The 17412-nt window shown below is 62.8% G+C and carries 15 protein-coding genes; 7 read left to right on the top strand and 8 right to left on the bottom strand.

Features of this window, described 5'->3' with window-relative positions:
* Window positions 1–3 precede the first annotated feature (3 nt).
* Together CUJ90_RS27215 and CUJ90_RS27210 are read right to left on the bottom strand one after the other, a co-directional pair.
* Window positions 4–1818 (bottom strand): GGDEF domain-containing protein, encoded by a 1815-nt coding sequence (locus CUJ90_RS27215; RefSeq protein WP_073427293.1) that lies wholly within the window; start codon window positions 1816–1818, stop codon window positions 4–6.
* A complete protein-coding gene (locus tag CUJ90_RS27210) occupies window positions 1818–2888 on the bottom strand; it encodes an extracellular solute-binding protein (protein WP_374709887.1) in 1071 nt (356 codons plus the stop codon). The genes CUJ90_RS27215 and CUJ90_RS27210 overlap by 1 nt, the downstream gene beginning before the upstream one ends.
* A gap of 219 nt (window positions 2889–3107) precedes the next feature.
* Here CUJ90_RS27210 and CUJ90_RS33425 point away from each other — a divergent pair, with 219 nt between their 5' ends.
* The 4 genes from CUJ90_RS33425 (at window position 3108) to CUJ90_RS27190 (ending at window position 7598) form a co-directional block, all read left to right on the top strand.
* Window positions 3108–3611: a hypothetical protein gene (locus CUJ90_RS33425; RefSeq protein ID WP_244220042.1), complete on the top strand. Its 504-nt coding sequence runs from the start codon at window positions 3108–3110 to the stop codon at window positions 3609–3611.
* A gap of 358 nt (window positions 3612–3969) precedes the next feature.
* A complete protein-coding gene (locus tag CUJ90_RS27200; RefSeq protein ID WP_073427291.1) occupies window positions 3970–4752 on the top strand; it encodes an ABC transporter substrate-binding protein in 783 nt (260 codons plus the stop codon).
* Between the two features lie 260 nt (window positions 4753–5012).
* Window positions 5013–6128, top strand: coding sequence for a succinylglutamate desuccinylase/aspartoacylase family protein (locus CUJ90_RS27195; protein ID WP_083082937.1), 1116 nt, complete (start codon window positions 5013–5015; stop codon window positions 6126–6128).
* Between the two features lie 306 nt (window positions 6129–6434).
* On the top strand, window positions 6435–7598 hold the full coding sequence (locus CUJ90_RS27190) for a porin (RefSeq protein WP_073427290.1): 1164 nt from the start codon (window positions 6435–6437) through the stop codon (window positions 7596–7598).
* 137 nt (window positions 7599–7735) lie between these two features.
* On the opposite strand, the gene CUJ90_RS27185 is transcribed toward CUJ90_RS27190, so the two are convergent.
* Together CUJ90_RS27185 and CUJ90_RS32705 are read right to left on the bottom strand one after the other, a co-directional pair.
* The gene (locus CUJ90_RS27185; RefSeq protein ID WP_083081259.1) at window positions 7736–8596 is read right to left on the bottom strand and encodes an SIS domain-containing protein; all 861 of its coding nucleotides are present in this window, start codon (window positions 8594–8596) and stop codon (window positions 7736–7738) included.
* Between the two features lie 137 nt (window positions 8597–8733).
* Window positions 8734–8886 (bottom strand): hypothetical protein, encoded by a 153-nt coding sequence (locus tag CUJ90_RS32705; RefSeq protein WP_161553726.1) that lies wholly within the window; start codon window positions 8884–8886, stop codon window positions 8734–8736.
* A 286-nt stretch (window positions 8887–9172) separates the two neighbouring features.
* Between CUJ90_RS32705 and murQ the strand changes: the two genes are divergently transcribed.
* From murQ to CUJ90_RS27170, 3 genes are all read left to right on the top strand, one after another.
* Window positions 9173–10126: an N-acetylmuramic acid 6-phosphate etherase gene (murQ, locus tag CUJ90_RS27180; protein ID WP_208645260.1), complete on the top strand. Its 954-nt coding sequence runs from the start codon at window positions 9173–9175 to the stop codon at window positions 10124–10126.
* A gap of 2 nt (window positions 10127–10128) precedes the next feature.
* The gene (gene murP / locus CUJ90_RS27175) at window positions 10129–11592 is read left to right on the top strand and encodes a PTS N-acetylmuramic acid transporter subunit IIBC (RefSeq protein ID WP_073427287.1); all 1464 of its coding nucleotides are present in this window, start codon (window positions 10129–10131) and stop codon (window positions 11590–11592) included.
* A gap of 158 nt (window positions 11593–11750) precedes the next feature.
* Entirely contained in the window at window positions 11751–12926 is a 1176-nt protein-coding gene (locus tag CUJ90_RS27170) for a porin (protein WP_073427286.1), read from the top strand.
* 16 nt (window positions 12927–12942) lie between these two features.
* Here CUJ90_RS27170 and CUJ90_RS27165 read toward each other — a convergent pair whose 3' ends face one another.
* The 4 genes from CUJ90_RS27165 to CUJ90_RS27150 form a co-directional block, all read right to left on the bottom strand.
* Window positions 12943–13167, bottom strand: a complete 225-nt coding sequence (locus CUJ90_RS27165; protein ID WP_073427285.1) for a hypothetical protein — start codon at window positions 13165–13167, stop codon at window positions 12943–12945.
* Window positions 13168–13227: 60 nt separating this feature from the next.
* A complete protein-coding gene (locus CUJ90_RS27160; protein WP_073427284.1) occupies window positions 13228–14520 on the bottom strand; it encodes an NAD(P)/FAD-dependent oxidoreductase in 1293 nt (430 codons plus the stop codon).
* A 98-nt stretch (window positions 14521–14618) separates the two neighbouring features.
* Window positions 14619–16169, bottom strand: coding sequence for a DHA2 family efflux MFS transporter permease subunit (locus tag CUJ90_RS27155; RefSeq protein ID WP_083081263.1), 1551 nt, complete (start codon window positions 16167–16169; stop codon window positions 14619–14621).
* Window positions 16170–16182: 13 nt separating this feature from the next.
* Window positions 16183–17397, bottom strand: a complete 1215-nt coding sequence (locus tag CUJ90_RS27150; RefSeq protein ID WP_114164257.1) for an HlyD family secretion protein — start codon at window positions 17395–17397, stop codon at window positions 16183–16185.
* Between the last annotated feature and the right edge of the window lie 15 nt (window positions 17398–17412).

The raw sequence follows: 17412 nt of genomic DNA, 5'->3' as shown, positions 1-17412 counted from the left end.
GCGTCACGCCAGCGGCTCGGCCTCGTGCCCTTCTGTGGCCCCTTCGCTCGCCTGCGCCCGCGCCTGTTCGAGTTGTTCGAGCCGGCGCGCTTCGAGCAGATCCTGGTAACGCAAATAGGCGCACCGTCCGCCGGATTTAGCCGCGTACATCGCCGCGTCGGCGTTGAGCAGCAGTTCCTCCGCCGTGCCGCTGTCGTCGGGGAACTGACTGATGCCGATACTCGCGCCCACCGCCATGTTGTGCCCATCCATCAGCAGTTCCTCGTTCAGCGTGTCCACGATGCGCGAGGCGATTGCCGGCGCCGCTTCCGCGGCACGCGGTCCCTCGATCAGCACGATGAATTCGTCGCCGCCGAGCCGCGCCACCACGTCGGCGGTGCAGAGCACCTGCTTCAGCCGGCGCGCCACGACCACCAGCACCTTGTCGCCGACGGAGTGCCCGAACTGGTCGTTGATCTGCTTGAAACGGTCGAGGTCGACGAACAGCACCGCGAGACTTTCCTGACGCCGCGCCGCTTCCTCGATCGCGTTCTCGAGCTTCTGCATGAACAGCATGCGGTTCGGCAATCCCGTCAGCCCGTCGTGCGTGGCGAGATGCACGAGTTCAGTCTGCTTGTTATGGAGCGTGTCCATTTGCGACTTGATCTCGCGGCGCAGACGATCGAAGCAGCGCGCCAGCACGCCGATCTCGTCGGTACGCTTGAGCGGCAGCGTTTCCATCGCGTGCTCGGCGAACAGATGCGTGGCCGCGTACGCGAGAATGTGCAACGGCTTGGTGAGCGCGCGGGCGAACAGAATCGCGAGCAGCACCGCCAATGCGCTGAACACGAGCACCATGCGAATGATCCGGTTGCCGAGCAGATCGGCGTCGGACAATACGTCCTCGAGCGGCTTGGCGAGACCCAGCACGATGAAGCGGTTGCCTTCGGACGCGCCGAACGGCCTGCGCACGAACGAGAGCACCTGCCCCGCCGCCTGCCGCGGATACGTCAGGCCGTTCACCAGCACTTCGCTTTGCGACTGCTCGAAGAGCGGCTTGGTCACCGAGAAACTGTCCTGCATCAGCACGCGCCGGCCCTTGTCGAAGCCGAAGGTTTTCGAACTGTCGGGATGCACGAGGAAATCGCCCCATTCGTTCGCGAGATACACCTGATAGTCGCTCGGCAAATCGCTCTGCAAGCGTTTGAGCAAGCCGGCCAGATCGACGTCGATCACGACGACGCCTACCACCTGCCCCCTCCCGTTCGCCACCGGCGTGCCGAGCCGCAGCGTCGGCCTGTTTTCGGCGGCATGGGCGCCGTACTCGTGATTGACCGAGATCGGCGACGCGTACAGGCGGCCGGGCGAGAACGCGAGCGTGTCGAAAACGTAGGCGAACTGGCCTTTTTCCTGCAGCCGGTTGCCCTCGACCCGCACGAGGCCGTCGGCGTCGCGGTCAAAACGGATCAGTTCGAGCCCGTAATGCTGACGGGTAATCAGGCGAATCTGCAGATAGTCGGGATGATGGACCATGAAGCTCGAATACACCTGCGCGAGCCGTTCGCGCGCCGCATTCTCGCCGAGCCCGTCGTCGGTCTGGGCGATCTCCGCCGAGGACGGCATGCCCGCGAGCACCAGCGCGTCGGCGCCGATGTCGTCGATCGCGACGGAAAAGCGCTGCCCCAGTAGTTCCGTCGAGGTCAGCAGGCTGCGCCCGGCTTCGTTCACCAGCATCGCGCGGTTGGCGCGATACGCGTAATAGCCGGTCGCGCCGGACGCGATCACGCCGATGCACGCGAGCAGCACCGATAACTTGAACGTTAAGCCTGGGCGTATCATCAAAAACGCTCCGACCGGTCTCCGGACACGATTCGGGTCCACAGTTCCTCGCGCCGCTGGATATCTTCCACCGGGCCGATCCACATGATGCGTGCGTTAGCGTTGTTGTCCACGGGCGCCGTCAACGTGTTGGCGAGTCCCTGGCGTTGCGGCAACAACCCGCTGACTTCCGGTTCGAGCATGTAATCGATCCATGCGAGCGCGAGCGTGCGATCCGAGGCCGAGCGCGTCATCGCCCAGCAATCCAGCCACGCAAGCACGCCTTCGTCGGGAATCACATAGCCCACATCCGCGCCCGCGCGGCGCAGCAATTCGACCTGCTGCGTGCCGTAATTGCCGAACATCAACGCGACCTTGTGTTCGATGAAGAACGCGGTCGCCTCTTCCGGCAACGTGTAGTAGGTGAGCAGATTGCGGCGCAGCGCGATGAGCTTCTGGGTAATCACGCGCATCTGCGCGGCGTCGAGCTGAAACGGATGCGCGTAGCCGAGCGCCAATGCGGTAAACGAGAAATTGTGCTGCGCGCTATTGAAGTCCAGCACCTTGCCGCGATACCGCGGGTTCCACAATTCGAGCATCGAGCGCGGCGCGACGGGGATCTGCTTGCGGTCGTAAATCAGCCCCATCGACGAATACGTGAATGGGATGCCGTACACCTGGCCCGCCGAGGTGAGCCCCTCGATCGACGACAACGCCTGGAAACGCGGCAACTGTCTTTTCGTGTTCGGCAGGCTCGCGAGGTCGAGCGGGGCCAGCAGATCGGCGCGCGTATAGCGCTGGATTTCGGCGGTATTGGCGGCGAGCACGTCGAAAGGCGGCGTGTCTTTCGCGTGCATCTGGGCCCACAGCGCCTCGTCGGAATCCACCATCGTGACTTCCACTTTCGCCTGGTAGCGGGCCTCGAAACCGCGCACCACGTCGGCGTCCGCATAGCCCGGCCAGGCGAGCACGCGCAGCACTCTGTCGCCGGCCGCGACCGGCCCTGCGAGCAGCAGCCCGCAGCAGAAAAACGCCGTGATCAGAAGCGCCGGACCTGCGCGAAAAACGGCTTGGCGAAGCGCGCACGGCATGAGGAGTCGCCCACGAACGGACCGTATGCCGCAGCGCATCTCATCTGCCATCGAAATCATGTGCATATGCAACACCGTTTAGCAGAAGGCCGTTTGGACGAGCGCGGCAGAACCCGCGGCGCTTGGCTGCGGGGCGCGTTGCTCGATGACTTTCTTCAGACAGATGCACTCGTTATGCTGCGTTGTGAGCGCGGGGAGCATCGATGATAGCGCCAAGCAATGCGTTTTTTGGTTTTTGGCGTCGCCGGAGTCCGAAAAACACGTTCCGGCGTGATTCAACAAACGCGCTCATCTGTATTTAACGGCAATCGGTGTGAAATCTTTAATGGCCGGCGGCCGATTAAAACGCGTGCGGCGCTGCAACTCAAGAACCCGCGCGCCGCTGCCGATAACGATGACTTGCCCCGACCCGCCGCCGGCGGCTGTCGGCGGACCGCGAAGCACGGCCTGCCCGGCGGGCAATTGAAGGTGAAACCGATGATGCGCTTGAGGAAAACAGACTGGATGCTGGTGCTTGTCGTGGCCGGATCGATTGCGGGCTTCGGCAACTGGCTCCAGGGCGAAATGAACCGCGCATCACTCGCGCGCGTTCAGCGTCAGGCGCAAGACTCGCGCGGCGTCTGCGCGGGAATGAGCACACGAGACGCGGAGATGATGGACAAAGGCGAACTCTGGTGCGGCAGCATCGACCCCGCACGCGCGGATTCCTTGAGTAAGGAGTAGCCGCGCTGGTTGATCGACTCGTAGCCGGGCCACGGCCGGCGAGCCAATTGCATTACTAACGCATTACAACGCAACGCACAGCGCGGCACGCGGCCGGAGCCGCGATCCAATTCGCTTAAACCACGCACTGCGGCGGCGCCCTCCGCCCACCCCTGCACAACCCGGCTTTAGAAGCTATCCTCATGCGCCATCCGGTGTTTCACTAGCTACCCAATTTTTTTGAACTGATAAGCTTGGCGCGCGCTGCTGGCCGCCCCGGCCGGCAGACTCAACCCAAGCCCGGTCGTCAGTCGCGCCGGGCGTCCCGCGGCGGCACAACCGCAGGCGGGCGTATTTGAACCACACGAGGAGTTAAACAGTGAAAAAACTGCTAGCGGCTTTGACGGTTGCTCTGCTTGCCACCGTCTCGATCGGCGCACACGCTAAAGATTGGACGACCATCCGTTTCGGCGTCGACGCCAGCTATCCCCCGTTCGAGTCCAAGGGTCCGGATGGCAAGCTCGTTGGCTTCGACATCGACCTCGGCAATGAGATCTGCGCGCGCCTGAAGGCCAAATGCGTGTGGGTCGAAAACGACTTCGACGGCATGATCCCCGCACTGAAGGCGAAGAAGTTCGACGGCGTGCTGTCGTCGATGTCCATGACGCCGCAACGCGCCGAGCAGATCGCTTTCTCGTCGAAGCTGTTCAACACGCCGACGCGCCTCGTCGCAAAGAAGGGCTCGGGCATCCTGCCGACGGCCGAATCGCTGAAGGGCAAGACGGTTGGCGTCGAGCAAGGCACGATCCAGGAAACCTACGCGAAGACCTACTGGGAAGCGAAGGGCACGAAGGTCGTGCCGTACCAGAACCAGGACCAGGTCTACGCCGACTTGCTGTCGGGCCGTCTGGACGCGGCATTGCAAGACGCGGTGCAGGCTGAAATCGGCTTCCTGAAGACGCCGCGCGGCGCGGGCTACGACTTCGTCGGCAAGAATCTCGACGATCCGAAGATCCTCGGCAACGGCGCCGGCATCGGCATGCGCAAGGAAGACACCGATCTGAAGGCGAAGGTCGACAAGGCGATCGCCGAGATCATCAAGGACGGCACGTACAAGAAGCTGGAGAAGAAGTACTTCGACTTCGACGTGTACGGCAGCTAAACAGGCTGCCATGCCCCGCCGCGCGCATCTGAAGGCGCGCCGGCGGGCTCGCAGGCAACGGGCTCCGCCACACGCGGAGCCCGTTTTGTTTGCGGGCCGCATAAGACCACGCGGCCCGCCATATCGGCTAAGATCGTGCGATCGAGACGCCGCGAAATACGCCCCGGCCGGCCCGCCATCAACCGGACCAACGGCACGCTTTCCTCCTGTAATCAACGACATAGCGCGGCATGCCCGACTTGCCCGCGGATTTGAAAACCATGCAAACCCAAACCCATCCGCTGATTGCCCCGACGCTCGGCACCGCCCGCAACCTGACGAGTTTTCACTACGGTCCCGGCGGCGGGCAGAAGATTTACATTCAGTCGTCGCTGCATGCCGACGAGTTGCCCGGCATGCTGGTGTCATGGGCGCTGCGCCGCAAGCTGGCCGCGCTGGAGGCCGCCGGCAAGCTGCGCGGCGAAGTCGTGATCGTGCCGGTGGCCAATCCGATCGGCCTGAATCAGCACTTTCTCGGCCACCTGACGGGCCGTTTCGAAACCAACACCGCGCAGAATTTCAACCGCAATTTCCACGACCTGGGGGCGCTGGTGCAGCCGGTTATCGAGGCGCGCCTGAGCGACGACATCGACGCCAATCGCAACGCGATCCGCGCGGCGATGCGCGAGGCGCTCGACGCGGAGAAGCCGCAAACCGAACTGGAATCGCAACGTCTCGCGCTGCAAAAACTTTCCTACGACGCCGACGTCGTGCTCGATCTGCATTGCGACTGGGAAGCCGCGATGCACCTCTATACGAACCCCGACCTGTGGCCCGAAGTCGAGCCGCTGGCCTGCTATCTGCACGCCAGGGCGTCGCTGCTCGCGCTCAATTCGGTGGGCAATCCGTTCGACGAGATCCACAGCTTCTGCTGGTCCGATCTGCGCGGCCGCTACGGCGAGCGCTTCCCGATTCCGAACGGCTCGATCTCGGTCACGATCGAGTTGCGCGGCCAGCGCGAGGTGTCCTACGAGTACGCCGAGCACGACGCGCAAGCCATCATCGAATATCTGACCGTGCGTGGCGTGGTCGACGGCACCCCGGCGCCGTTGCCGCCGCTCGAATTCGCCGCTACCCCCCTTGCCGGCGCCGAACCGCTCGTCGCGCCGATCAGCGGCGTGCTGGTGTACCGCTGTGAAGTCGGCACGTGGGTGGACGCCGGCCACGAGATCGCCGATATCGTCGACCCGTTGACCGATCGCGCGGTCACGGTCAAGAGCAGCGTGGCCGGCGTGCTGTACGCGCGGCATCTGACGCGTTTCGCGACGGCGGGGCTCGAATTCGCGCGCATTGCCGGCGCGAAGGCGTTCAGAAGCGGCTCGCTGCTGAGCAATTGAACGGACAACAACTTAACGCTGGCAACGGCTTCGCAAGGCCGTAGCTTCACCTCCCAACATCGCCCGCTTTTCAGCGGGCGATCTGCTTTGACACGCCGATTGCCGATCCCGCCCGCACGACGCCTTGCGTGATGTCCGCTTGCAAAAGCCACGTAAAGCCACGCGCATGTCGCGCCGGCGCGACAGATTCCAAAAAATTTCGGCCTGTCACATACCTTACTCTGCGGTCCCTTAAATTTCGGGCCATCGCGCGACCTGACCAAAGAGCACGGCGCTGCGATTGCCTAATCTTTATTGGAGAAAGTCTTGAACAAGAAACTATTGACCGCCGCTACCCTCGCCGTTTTCGCAAGCGCCGCCCACGCGCAAAGCAGCGTCACGCTGTATGGCGTGATCGATGCCGGTATCAGCTACGTGAACAACTCGAAGACCGCTACCGGTCACGACAACCTCTTCAAGTACGACGACGGCGTGGCCCAAGGCAGCCGTTGGGGCCTGCGCGGCACCGAAGACCTCGGTGGCGGCCTGAAGGCGCTGTTCGTGTTGGAGAACGGTTTCAACAGCGGCAACGGCACGCTCGGCCAGGGCGGTGCGATGTTCGGCCGTCAGGCGTATGTCGGTCTGTCGAAGAACGACATCGGCTCGCTGACGTTCGGCCGCCAGTACTCGTTTTCGACGGACTATCTCGGCGGCAACTACTCGACCGGCGGCCAGACCGTCGCGGGTAACTACGCTTATCACATCAACGACGTGGATCAACTCACGTCGAGCCGCATCAACAACGCGGTCAAGTTCAGCAGCGCCAACTTCCACGGCTTGACGTTCGGCGCGATGTACGGCTTCTCGAACCAGGCCGGCGCATTCGCGGGCGCGCCGGCAAGCGGCACGACGGCTGCACCGGTTGCAGGTTCGTCGCGTGCGTACAGCTTCGGCCTGAACTACGCGAACGGCCCGTTCGGCATCGGCGCGGCGTACACGGACATCCGTTACCCGAGCCAGTCGACCCCGTCATTCTCGACGACCATCGCCAACGTCGCGACCGGCAACGTCCGCGATCTGCGCACGTTCGGTGTGGGCGGCCGCTATTCGATCGGCGCGGCGACGCTGTGGGCGTTGTACACGAACACGCGCTTCGAGACGATCAGCGGCGGCGCGACGACGTTCGCCGCCTATGAAGCGGGCGCGAAATACGCGTTCACGCCGGCCTTGACGGCAGGTGCGGGCTACACGTACATGCACCTGAGCAATGCGAACCGCGGCCACTGGAATCAGGCTGACCTGAGCATCGACTACGCGCTGAGCAAGCGCACGGACGTGTACGCACTGGGCATCTACCAGATCGCCGCCGGCCGCAACGGCACCCAGGATCTGCAAGCGCAGATCGGTTCGAGCACGAGCTACTTCAACACGTCGGGCACGGGTGCGGACAACCAGCTGGCGTTCCGCGTCGGTCTGCGTCACAAGTTCTAAGCGGGTCTTGCAGGCGAGGAACGTAGGTTCCTTGCCGTCGCGAGGTTGTGAAAAACGCCCCTGCGGGGGCGTTTTCATTATTTGCGCGAGCGCGGAACGGCGGCTGAGCACCCAACGATAAATCGCGTACTGAACGATTACATGAGCTCGTCGATGAGCGACTGCGTGTCTCGGATCAGATCGTTTCGCCATGACTGAGTTTGTATCAGCACCATGAAGATCAAATCAGTCAGCGCGTTTTGCGCCGTGCGTGAGGAAATGGCGGAACTGCGCCACTGATCCTCTTCCGCCAACGTGACGAGAGACAAGTCGGCCAGCGCACGAAGAGGATTCTCCACCGGATTGGTCAAGGCGATGACGCGGGCTTTGCGCTGCTGAGCGACGCGTGCGGCGTCGAGAATCTCTTTCCTGCGCCCCGAATAAGAAATCGCCACCTGAATGTCCTGCGGACCCAGCGTATTGGCGATGCTGAGCTGGGCATGGCTATCCGGGTCGATCAGGGCGATCACTCCGATTTTAAGGAGCTTGTGCGCAAAGTCGCTCCCCACTGTCATGGAGCCACCGAGCCCGGTAATGTGCACGAACCGCGCTTCACTCAGCGCCGTCACGATCTTTCCCAGGATCTCGTAATCGACACTACCGGTGGTCTCGACCAGTGCGCGAATCTTCTCCTGCATCAATTTTCGCGCGATCGTGGGCGCGTCGTCGTCGCTGTTGATCGCGTTGTGCAGCGGGAAGTTCGTTGCCACGGGAAGCTGGATGGCTTGCTGGCGACCCGACTCCTCGCTCAGCGCGAGGCGAAAAGCCGTCATGCCCTTGAACCCGATCTTCTGGACGAACTTGACGATGCTGGACTGGCTGACCGCTGCTAACTGAGCAAGCTCACTGGACGAAATTTTGGAAATGCGTTCCTGGTGAGCGAGGATGGTCTCGGCGATCTTCAGTTCGCTGGGTGAAAATTGACTGCGAGACTGGGCGATCTGGTTGATTATCTTCATCGGATCAGGTGCTGGTTGCGCGGGATGCCGCGTGTCGTATTTGTGCTTGCCCTAAGCGACGGTCGATTCGCGTGCTCTGCTGCTGGTGCCTTCAGCGGTAGGGCGATGTTAACACGGCAACCGAGGGGCGCCGGTCCCTATGCATAGCTGGTAGCGGCACGAAAAACAGACAATTGCCGGCGCACGACGCGGCTCTTTTCCTTGCGCCATGAAGCCATGTTTGCGGTGATGCCGTGATGCGTTGATTGCGAAGCGATGCGCCAGCGCCGAAGCGAGATCGTGGCAAGCACTGCGATTGCGCTTCCTCACTGGCGACACCGATCCGCCTCGACAACGATCTGAAAGACGCAGCTAACTTCAACGCGTTTAAACCTCCCCGCTCCCCACGACCTTGAACGGGTGCCCCGCGTGCCTTGCGCGGGAATGCCGCGACTGCTTGCCGGGCGATTTCCATGCTCGCGCCTCGGCGCTCCTGGCATCCCTGACACTCGATCCACACTTTTAATGTTTACCTTGCCCGGCTCAAGGAACAAACTATTCCATATGAACGAATAATGGAATAGCAGGACTATGGACATGCCGCGGATTCAACTACATGACTTGATCACAGAACAACGCAATCCGGCCAGCGAGCAGATCGATCGCGTGGATACGCTGGCCATGCTGCGCATCCTCAACCATGAGGACCAGAAGGTCGCACTCGCCGTTGAGGCAGTTCTACCGGCGGCCGCGGCGGCGGTCGATGTCATTACCGAAGCCTTGTCGCACGGCGGCCGCCTGATTTATGTCGGCGCCGGCACGTCGGGACGTCTGGGCATTCTGGATGCCAGCGAATGTCCGCCTACCTTCGGTGTCGCCCCGTCGGTCGTTCAGGGACTGATAGCCGGCGGCACGGCTGCCATGGTGGGCGCCGTCGAGAATGCCGAGGACGATGCCGAAGCGGGCCGGCGTGATCTCGAGCAGATCCGATTTTCTGAGCGAGACATTCTTGTCGGAATCGCTGCGAGCGGACGCACGCCGTATGTCATCGGCGCCATGAAGTGGGCGGCCTCACTGGGCGCCCGCACGATCGCCGTCACTTGCAATCCGACCGGCCCGATGGTCGCGCTGGCGGATATCGCCATCACCCCCGTGGTGGGTCCCGAGGCGGTCACCGGCTCATCCCGCCTTAAGGCCGGAACTGCTCAAAAGCTGGTTTTGAACATGCTGTCGACGGGCGCCATGATCCGATTAGGCAAGGTGTTCGGCAACCTCATGGTGGATGTCGAAGCGACCAATGCAAAGTTGGTCGAGCGACAAATCCAGATCGTCATCGCGGCCTGCGATTGTTCCCGCGAGCGTGCGCGCGAGGCCGTCAATGAGAGCGGCAGACAGTGCAAGACAGCCATCGTGATGATTCGCGCCGGAGTCGATCTCCATGCGGCGAAAGCGGCGCTGGCCCGGACGAAGGGGCACGTTCGAGCCGCCCTGCTGGCCCTCGATGCAAATCGACCACATTCCAAAAGCACAATCCACAGAGAGAAGACCTGACGATGCAAAGCATTAACGAAACAACAGCACAAGAAATATTAGATGCTATTGGTGGGCCGGCTAATGTGGTTCGTTGCAGCAATTGCATGACTCGCCTTCGCTTTGTTTTGGGCGGGCAAGACCGCGTTGACACGGCAGCATTAAAACGGATCGCCTGTGTCCAGGGCGTACTTGCCGCCGCGGATCAATTGCAGGTCGTCATCGGGGCGGGCAAGGTGCAGCGCGCCGCGGACCTGGTCAAGGAACTGCTGGCGAAGCACGAGTCAAGGGCGGCCCCCGAAGCGCCTGTCGACAATGCCGCGGATCAATTGGCCGCGGTCGCGCGCGATAACAAGAAGGCCATGAAAGCGCGCCACGGAACGCGGATTCATCAGTTCCTGAGCAAATTCGCGACTATTTTTACGCCGCTGATCCCCGGCTTTCTTGGTGCGGGGCTGTTGCTAGGGGGCGCGACACTCATCGAACAGGCGATGCTGGCGAATGTCCTCGATCGGAATCCCACGATCGTGCATCTGGTCGCATACATGAACGTGTTCGGCAAGGGACTGTTCGGCTTTCTGGGAATTCTGGTCGGCTATAACACCCAGCAGGCCTTTGGCGGTTCAGGGGTAAATGGCGCGATCCTCGCGTCCCTGTTTCTGCTCGATTACGGTTCGACCGGCAGCGGCAGTTTTCATGCGGGAATCCAGGACTTCTTCGGTCTTCAGATCGATCCGCGCGGAAGCATCATCGGCATTCTGATCGCGGGCATAGCGGGTGCATGGATCGAGCAGCAGATAAGGCGGCGAATGCCCGCCAACCTCGACATGATCCTTACCTCGCTGCTCACATTGCTCATTGCCGGGGCGTTGACGTACGTGGTCATCATGCCTGTCGGGGTCCTGCTATTCGACGGCATGTCGTGGTTATTCGGGCATCTGAACGACAATCCGATTGGTGCCGCGTTACTGTCGGGGCTGTTCCTGATTGCGGTGATGTTCGGCGTCCATCAAGGTTTTATCCCGGTGTATTTTGCCTTGATGCAAAGTCGCGGCTTCAATTCGTTGTTCCCGATTCTGGCGATGGCGGGCGCGGGTCAGGTGGGCGCCGCCATCGCGCTTTATGTGAGAGCGCCGCGAGAATCGGTTTTGCGCAAGCAGATCAAAGGAGCGATCGTGCCCGCATTACTCGGTGTCGGCGAGCCGCTCATTTACGGCGTCACGCTCCCTCGCGTCAAGCCCTTTATTTCCGCCTGCTTTGGCGGTGCGGTTGGCGGCTTTGTAATCGGGTTGTTTGCATGGTTTCATTTCCCGATCGGCCTCAATACGGTATTCGGCCCCTCGGGCCTCGTATCGCTGCCGTTGATCACATCCGATCACGGAGCCCTGCCGGCCATGGCTATTTACCTCGTCGGCATTTTCTCCGCTTACCTCGCCGGATTCGCGTTTACGTACGCGTGGGGATGTCGCGACGTCGACATGACGTGATCGATCGGCCTCCGCACATCGCCCTCCTTTCCTTCCATTGAACGCTTGAATTCATCACCTGGGTGCGGGTGTGATTTCAAGCGGGCTCCTGCTGGCCCGGGCATGCAAATGAATTGGGCCCGCGCTGCAAATACAAACAAATTAAATCTGGAGATAGTTTGGAAAAGATAGTGTTCCTGGTTGGCATCTCGAGTCTGTCGATCCCCGCAATGTCCCAAACCGCACCGAATAGTTCCATGACGTTTTATGGCGTGGCGGAAGCACAGTTTGGAAGCTTTCGGAACCTCGTTGCGGCGCCGGTATCGTCAGCCAATCCGTTCGGTGTGACGGCGTCTCCGACGGCGAGCATCGGTGCGATCCCCTACGGCATCAATGCGTCGAGGTTCGGCATCAAGGGCGTCGAGAATCTCGGCAACGGAATGTCCGCCACGTTTGTGCTCGAAACACAGAACTCGCTCGCGGACGGCTCCATGCCTGCGCGTCTTTTTCATCGGCAAGCCAATATCGGGCTCACGGGGGGCTTCGGTCAGATTCGTCTGGGTCGCATCTACTCCGCCTGGAATGACGTCGCATCCAACGCGGCGCCTGGTTACGGAGACACATACGATCCATTCGTGCGCGTATGGCGAATCGCGGGGCCGGTTCCGCTCGGTTCACCGGTTCCGAGCGCCAGCGGGCAAGTCACGGGGTTATCAGGGGCTGTTGGCGCCAACAACGTTGTTGGAGACCCAAACAATTGGTCGCATGTGCGGATGGATAACTCCATTCGCTACGATTCACCGAACATGGGTGGGGTCACTTTATCCGCTCAGGTCGGCATGAATGATCCGAGGAAAACAATTACCGCAAGCACCTTTGCCATCGTCTATGCGCGCGACCGGATCCGCGCCGGCCTCGGCTATTTTCGCCAGTCGACCGCGAGCAATTACGACCCCGCCACGCAACGCTATGATCCAAACCGGTTGAAGACGGGAAATCTGACAACGCTTACCGGTGCGTTCAACTACGACTTTGGCGCCTTCACATTGATGACAATGGCAGGGCAGTCCCGATACGACCTGTACTCCCTGGGCGAGCGGGTTTCGTCTACGGAGTGGTCGATTGGGGCGAGTGTTCCACTGGGTCAGTGGGTATTGAAACCGAGCGTGGCGGGCAGTAACAGCAAGCGTCTTCCGAAGAGCGACATCGGGGCGGGAATGGAGGCCATCTATAACCTGTCAAAACGCACGTCGCTCTACGCTGCCTATAGCTATAGCTACTACGGCGAACTGCTTCATGGACAGCCCGTGAAGTCCAGCTATATTTTCGCAACGGGTGTTCGTCACTTCTTCTGAGCGGCGCGTCGCCGCTTCAGCGTTGCGGGTCGGGCCATCTGTCCCACCATGCCTCGCGCATCGCGCGTTCGAGGTCGTCCACGTAGTCGGTCACCACTTTTTCGTATTCCGCGGTGTTCGCTTCGCAGTCGGACGGATTGCGTTTGCCCTGCGCCTTGCGAATAGCGGAAACGCTCGTGTGCAGCACCGTCATCTCGTCCCACATCGCGCGGGAACGGCGGGTGTCGTCGTCGTTCATCATGGCTGATCCATCTGGAAGCGCGACATGCCGGGCCGCTGCGTTAAAACGGGCAATGCGTCATCAACTCAGCCTGATCTTCGGCTGAACCAGTGCGTTGATCTGCTCGGCGGTCCACATTAGCCCCGCTCTGCCGAAACCGTGAAGCGCCTGCTGATGACGTCGATAGAGCATGGCATGGCTCAATTGCGCGAACCGTCCGCGAATGAAGCCGCCGGGGAAGAAGCCGAACCGTCCGAGTGTGCCGAAGGCGCCGTAATCGCTTAGCGACACGAGCGAGCCGAAGTCCCGAAAAGCGAACTCCGGCATCGGCGCGCCCGTCAGCCATCCAGGCAGATGACGGGCCAGATGCTCCGCCTGCTGCGTGGCCACCTGGGCGGTGGGCGGCAACGGCCGCTCATGATTCTCCGGCGTCAAGCTCGCGCAATCGCCGAGTGCGAACACGTGGTCGTCGCGGATGGACTGAAGCGTTGCGCCGATCACGATCTGATTCGAGCGGTTGGTTTCCAGCCCGGCCAGTTCGCTCAGGAAGTCCGGCGCCTTGACGCCCGCCGCCCACACCATCAGATCGGCTTTCACCAGACGATCGTCGCCGTGACGGAATCCGTCCTCCTGCGCCGCCGTGACGCGCACCGAGGTGAGCACGCAAAAGCCGATGTGTTCGAGTTGCTGCTGGGTCGATGCGGAAATCGCCGGCGGAAACGAGGCGAGCACGCGCGGGCCGCTTTCGAGCAGCGTGAGACTCAACCGGCTGCGCAGCGTGGGATCGCCGTAGCCTTGCGCGATTTCGAGCACCCGGCTCAGCTCGGCGGCGAGTTCGACGCCGGTGGCGCCCGCGCCGACGATCGCGACGCGCAGTCTTTCGTCGCGCACCACCGCGCGCAGCATGCGCGCGCGCAACACGCCGTTGAAGGCTTCGGCCTGCTGCTGGCTGTCGATGAAATGACAGTGCTGCCTCACGCCCGGCACCCCGAAGTCGTTTGCCCGGCTGCCCAGCGATAGCACCAGCACGTCGTAGGGAACCGCTCGCGCCTCCAGCACCAGCTCGCCTTCGGGCGTCCTGACTTCGTTGAGCAGGACTTCCTTGCGTTGCCGGTCGAGTCCGCCCATCTCGCCCGGCTGCCAGGCGAAGCGGTGCGCGCTCGCATGCGCGAGGTAGCTCACCTGCTGTTGCTTCACATCGCGCGTGCCGGCCGCGATGGTGTGCAGCATCGGCTTCCAGATATGCGTGTGGCTGCTGTCGATCAGCGTCACGGACGCCTCGTGCGAATGCGCGAAATGGTTGCCGAGCCGCGTGGCGAGCAGAATGCCGGCGATCCCGCCGCCGACGATGACAATGCGTGTTGCGTTGGACATAACCGTTCCGTGTTGATTACGGCTCGCGAATTCCGCGCGAGGGCGAAAGACGCATGCCGCTTCGGTGCAGCTTCAGTGCGCAGCTTCGGTGTGCAGCTTCAATGCGCCTGCGACGTATCGGCGACCCGCGTCGGTTTCGGCGCGAGCCACACCGCCAGCGCGGCGAAAATGAAACATGCGCCTGCAATCGTGAAGAGCTGATTGGTCGCGAGCATCACGGCCTGCGACTGCACCACGTCGCTGATCTGCGCCTGCGCCTGACCCGCGCTCCAGCCCGAATTCGTCAGCATGGTCGAGAAGTGGCCGGCCTGATCGACGAGTCCCGACAACTCCGCCCGGTCATACTTCGTGCGGTCTTCCCACCCGGTATTGACCAGCGACGTCGCAATCGCGCCGCCGAAGGTCCGGCAGAAATTCATGAGCCCCGCCGCCGATGCCGTTTCGGGTTCCTCCACGCTGCTCAGCGCGAGCCCCGTGAGCGGCACGAAGAAGAACGGCAAGCCGACGCCTTGCAGCAGCAGCGGCAACGCCACTTGCCAGAACGTCATGTCGGTGTTCGCGTGCGTGCGCCACAGCGTGACCGCGCCGAGCCACATCACGCCGGCGAACACCAGCCAGCGTCCGTCGAACCGGGACGACAGGGTGGCCGCGAGCGGCGCCGAGAGCACGGCGAGGATGCCGGTCATCGCCGTGGCGCACCCCGCCCACGTCGCCGTGTAGCCCATGTAGCTCTGTAGCCACAGCGGCGTCAGCACGGTCGCGCCGAAAAACGCGCCGAACGCCAGCGTGATCGTGATCACGCTCGCACTAAAGCCGCGATGACGAAACACCCGCAGATCGACCACGGGATGACGGTCCGTCAGCTCCCAGATCAGGAACGACGCGAAGCCGATCGCCGCGATGATTGCGAGCACGCGGATTTCCGTCGACGCGAACCAGTCGTGATCCTTGCCTTCATCGAGCAGGATTTGCAGCGCGCCGACCCATACGACGAGCAGCGCGAGACCGATGGCGTCGATTGGAACGCGCATCAGGCTTGTCTCGTAGCGCTTGAGCAAACGCCAGCCGAGATACCCGCAGATCAGCGCGACCGGAACGTTGATGTAGAAGATGTACGCCCAGTGCATGCGGTCGCAGATCACGCCGCCCAGGATCGGGCCCAGCACCGGCGCGACCAGCGTCGTCATGCTCCACAAGCCGATCGCCGCGGCCGCTTTCTCTTTCGGGAAAATGCGCAGCAGCAGCGTCTGCGACAGCGGCATCAGCGGCCCGCCGGCGAGTCCCTGAAACACGCGGAACAGCACCAGCATTTCGAGCGAAGTCGCCATGCCGCACAGCGCCGAACACAGGCCGAACATGATCAGCGACGTGATGAACACGCGCACCGTGCCGAAGCGGTTTGCCAGCCAGCCGGTCAGCGGCACCGTAATCGCTTCGGCCACCGCGTAGGACGTGATGACGTAGGTGCCCTGGCTGGACGACGCGCCGAGCGCGCCGGAAATGGTCGGCACCGACACGTTCGCGATCGTCGTGTCCAGCACCGCGACGAAGTTGGCGGCGGCCAGCAGCAACGCCGCGCCGATCAGCATGCCGCCGCTCAGCGGCGGCAACGGGATGTCCCGCGTTTGATGCGTTTGACTGGATGACATGGTCGGCGCGGCCTCAGCTTGCGGGCGTCGCGTTGTCGACGCCGCCGTCGCGCGTATCCACGGTCGCTTCCATCGACAGGCCGACGCCCAGCGGATGCGCGCGCAGATCGGCCGGGTCGATCGCGACCCGCACCGGTAGCCGCTGGACCACCTTGATCCAGTTGCCGGTCGCATTCTGCGCGGGAATCATCGCGAACGCGGAGCCCGCGCCGCCGGCCAGTCCGGCGACCTTGCCGTGATAGACGATCTTGCCGCCGTACAGGTCGGACGTCAGTTCCACCGGCTGACCGATGCGCACCTTGTCGAGCTGAACTTCCTTGAAATTCGCGTCGACGTGCAGCGAATCCACCGGCACGACGGACAGCAGCGACGCGCCCGGCTCGACCCGCTGACCCACCTGCACCTGGCGGCGCGCGACGACGCCGTCGACCGGCGCACGCAACACCGTGCGTTGCAGATCGACGCGCGCCTGGTCCCGCTTTGCGCGCGCGAGCAGCACTTCGGGATTGGTGTCGACGGTGGTGTCGGCGAACAGCACCTTGTTGGCGTCCTGTGAACCGATGGCCGCCGCACGGCTCGCCTGCGCCTGCAAGGCGTTGGCGCGGGCCGCCATCAGCGCCGCCTGGGCGCTCGCGAACGAGGTCTGCGCGTTGCTGAGTTCCTCCCCGGACACCGAGCCGGAATGCGCGAGCGCTTCGCGGCGCTTCAGGTCGATCGCCGCGCGGTCGAAATCGGCCTTGGCCGACGCGATTTGCGCGTTCATGCGCGCTTCGTCGGCGGCGCGCGCCGCCACCTGGGCGGCGAGCCCGGCGTCGGTCGCGAGGTAGCCGCGCACCTTGCGCTCGGCGCGCCCCACTTCGGCTTCGGCCTGTTCGAGCGCGAGCTTCGCATCGGTGTCGTCGATCACGACGAGCACGTCGCCCTTGCGGACATGCTGCGTGTCGACCGCGGCGACGCGCTGCACGATGCCGCTCACCGACGGGGTGATCGACGCGATCTCGGCCGCGGTGTACGCGTTGTCGGTCGACACGTAACGCGAGCCGATGAAGTACCAGTAGCCGCCATACGCGAGACCGGCCAGCACGATGACGGCGCCCAGCAAGGCGAACAGCTTCTGGCGGCGAGCGACGGGCGCGGCGGCCGTTGTGGTCTTCTCGCCGGCATAGGTCGAATGGTCGGCGCTCGGCATGGACGGCGCGTCGGCCGCGGGGGAATGGCTTTGAGACATGTTCTGGTCCTTGGG

The sequence above is a fragment of the Paraburkholderia terricola genome, from assembly GCF_003330825.1.
Lineage (GTDB): Bacteria > Pseudomonadota > Gammaproteobacteria > Burkholderiales > Burkholderiaceae > Paraburkholderia > Paraburkholderia terricola.
This window is presented reverse-complemented; position numbering and strand designations above follow the sequence as displayed.

What these genes read in the sequence shown, in the direction of transcription:
- CUJ90_RS27150 (WP_114164257.1), bottom strand. Translation starts at nt 17,397, where the DNA reads ATGTCTCAAAGCCATTCCCCCGCGGCCGACGCGCCGTCCATGCCGAGC.
- CUJ90_RS27210 (WP_374709887.1), bottom strand. Translation starts at nt 2,888, where the DNA reads ATGCCGTGCGCGCTTCGCCAAGCCGTTTTTCGCGCAGGTCCGGCGCTT.
- CUJ90_RS27185 (WP_083081259.1), bottom strand. Translation starts at nt 8,596, where the DNA reads ATGAAGATAATCAACCAGATCGCCCAGTCTCGCAGTCAATTTTCACCC.
- CUJ90_RS27195 (WP_083082937.1), top strand. Translation starts at nt 5,013, where the DNA reads ATGCAAACCCAAACCCATCCGCTGATTGCCCCGACGCTCGGCACCGCC.
- murP (WP_073427287.1), top strand. Translation starts at nt 10,129, where the DNA reads ATGCAAAGCATTAACGAAACAACAGCACAAGAAATATTAGATGCTATT.
- CUJ90_RS27165 (WP_073427285.1), bottom strand. Translation starts at nt 13,167, where the DNA reads ATGATGAACGACGACGACACCCGCCGTTCCCGCGCGATGTGGGACGAG.
- CUJ90_RS33425 (WP_244220042.1), top strand. Translation starts at nt 3,108, where the DNA reads ATGCGTTTTTTGGTTTTTGGCGTCGCCGGAGTCCGAAAAACACGTTCC.
- CUJ90_RS27215 (WP_073427293.1), bottom strand. Translation starts at nt 1,818, where the DNA reads ATGATACGCCCAGGCTTAACGTTCAAGTTATCGGTGCTGCTCGCGTGC.
- CUJ90_RS27160 (WP_073427284.1), bottom strand. Translation starts at nt 14,520, where the DNA reads ATGTCCAACGCAACACGCATTGTCATCGTCGGCGGCGGGATCGCCGGC.
- CUJ90_RS27155 (WP_083081263.1), bottom strand. Translation starts at nt 16,169, where the DNA reads ATGTCATCCAGTCAAACGCATCAAACGCGGGACATCCCGTTGCCGCCG.
- murQ (WP_208645260.1), top strand. Translation starts at nt 9,173, where the DNA reads ATGCCGCGGATTCAACTACATGACTTGATCACAGAACAACGCAATCCG.